Source organism: Maribellus maritimus (assembly GCF_022267315.1).
GTDB lineage: Bacteria > Bacteroidota > Bacteroidia > Bacteroidales > Prolixibacteraceae > Draconibacterium > Draconibacterium maritimum.
In genome coordinates this window covers 1-1,532 of the sequence record NZ_JAIKLE010000128.1, presented here as the reverse complement: position 1 = coordinate 1,532, position 1,532 = coordinate 1, and the positions used below count along the sequence as shown (strand labels likewise).

General features: G+C 42.5%; 3 protein-coding genes. All 3 read right to left on the bottom strand.

The genetic code is table 11. From position 1 onward, the window contains the following. Positions 1 to 302: hypothetical protein (locus tag K5G00_RS29290; RefSeq protein ID WP_449566829.1), on the bottom strand; the 302-nt coding region annotated here is incomplete at its 3' end. Next, entirely contained in the window at positions 289 to 726 is a 438-nt protein-coding gene (locus tag K5G00_RS29285; protein WP_238770162.1) for a DUF1896 family protein, read from the bottom strand. The genes K5G00_RS29290 and K5G00_RS29285, both read right to left, overlap by 14 nt. A gap of 89 nt (positions 727 to 815) precedes the next feature. Beyond that, positions 816 to 1,532: DUF3945 domain-containing protein (locus K5G00_RS29280; RefSeq protein WP_238770160.1), on the bottom strand; the 717-nt coding region annotated here is incomplete at its 5' end.

Sequence of the window (1,532 nt, the reverse complement as noted above, 5' to 3'; positions counted from 1 at the left end):
ATGGAATTTTTAAGGCTTCCAACATACTGTTTGTACTGCTGTTCCGATTGGGAATTGCTTTTCAATACATCATGCAGTTCGGTCACCAGAGGAAACAACCCGACTTCTGAGTTTGGCCAATGAGCTATATCTGATAAACTTTCTGCCGGATTAAGAATACATTTTAAAGCCCCGAAACCGGAATATTGTTTCAGGGCTTCCTGTTCTTCGTTTGTCGGGTTTCGATTTTCCCGTTCAAGCTGAAAAGCAAGTTTTATTGCTTCAATATTTGCCCGAAGGTGTTTCTCTTTATTGAAGCTCATGTTCTTCCACCCAGATTGAAAGTTCCCCGGTCAACTCGGTATATAAACCGTTAAACTCCGGGCTAAATACAAACTCGTCGTTCAACTTGTATTTTGAAAAAATACCCTCTACTTCGGGAAGCAGTTTGATGGCAAACTCTTTCGCCTGTCCCATTGGTATTTCCCTGGAGAATTCATTCCAAAGGATGGTAACCAATGTATCGTGTTTGGAAAAGTGAAGACCCCGGTAAAGGTCTTTGAGCGCCAATTCTTCAGCCTCTTGCTGTGTGTGTCCGTTTTTTATGCCTTCTGAATAAGTTTTGGAAGCAAGGTCGCTACGTGTGTTGAGTAAATCATTGTTATCGATTAACTCAGGATGGCTTTCATATAAAAAATGCAAAAGCGACAGTTTAAACCAGGACAACTCCTGATAGCTATTATTCATGACTTTCTGATTTTTGATGTTAAAAATTGAGTTTTGAGAAAGCGCCAGGTCACCTCCTGAACGCCTCGTTTCAGTCACATGTGAACTTGTTACATGGAATGTGCTTTCGAGCGGTTACGTTTGTCTGTTTGCTGCTCAGTTGGGGTGACCTGCTCTTTGTTTAAAGGTTCTTTTACATCTTTGGTGGCTTCATTGGTTTTCCCTTCTGAATTTACAGCTACCTGCGTTTTGCTGTTTTTGTCAGGTGTAACTTCAGCCCCTTGGCTCCGGGATTTGTCAGGATTCCATTTGTAAAAATCGAGTTTCCCTTTTTCATCGTTAATTTTTACATACGCATTAAACTCCTGGCCTTCTTTGTCCTTCATCCCGGAAACATAAATGGTCTCCCGCTTTTCCAGTTTCTGCTGCTGTTCTTCAGTGAGTTCCTTTCCAAGCAGGGAATTGGGAATACGAACCTGCCGCTGGTCATTTGCATTTTGCTGTTGGTTCTGTTGTTGGTCGAATCGGAAGCCAATGCCCCGCCTGTCGGCATCTACCTGTAACCAGGCGCTGAATTCATTTCCACTTCGGGCTGTCATACCTTCCATAAAAATGGCCCGACCTTCAGCCAGTTCTTTTTGTTGGTTTTCATTCAGCTTTATTCCTTTTATTTCCTCCGGAATATTTATTTTATCCGCACGGGCTGCAACAAGCTCGTTGGTTAGTTTGTCAATGGAAAGAAATACAGGTGTTGTTTCCCCTTCTTTGTATTGTGGATGGAGTATGCGACCTGCATTGCCGGTCTGTAAGAGGTTATTTTTGTCTTC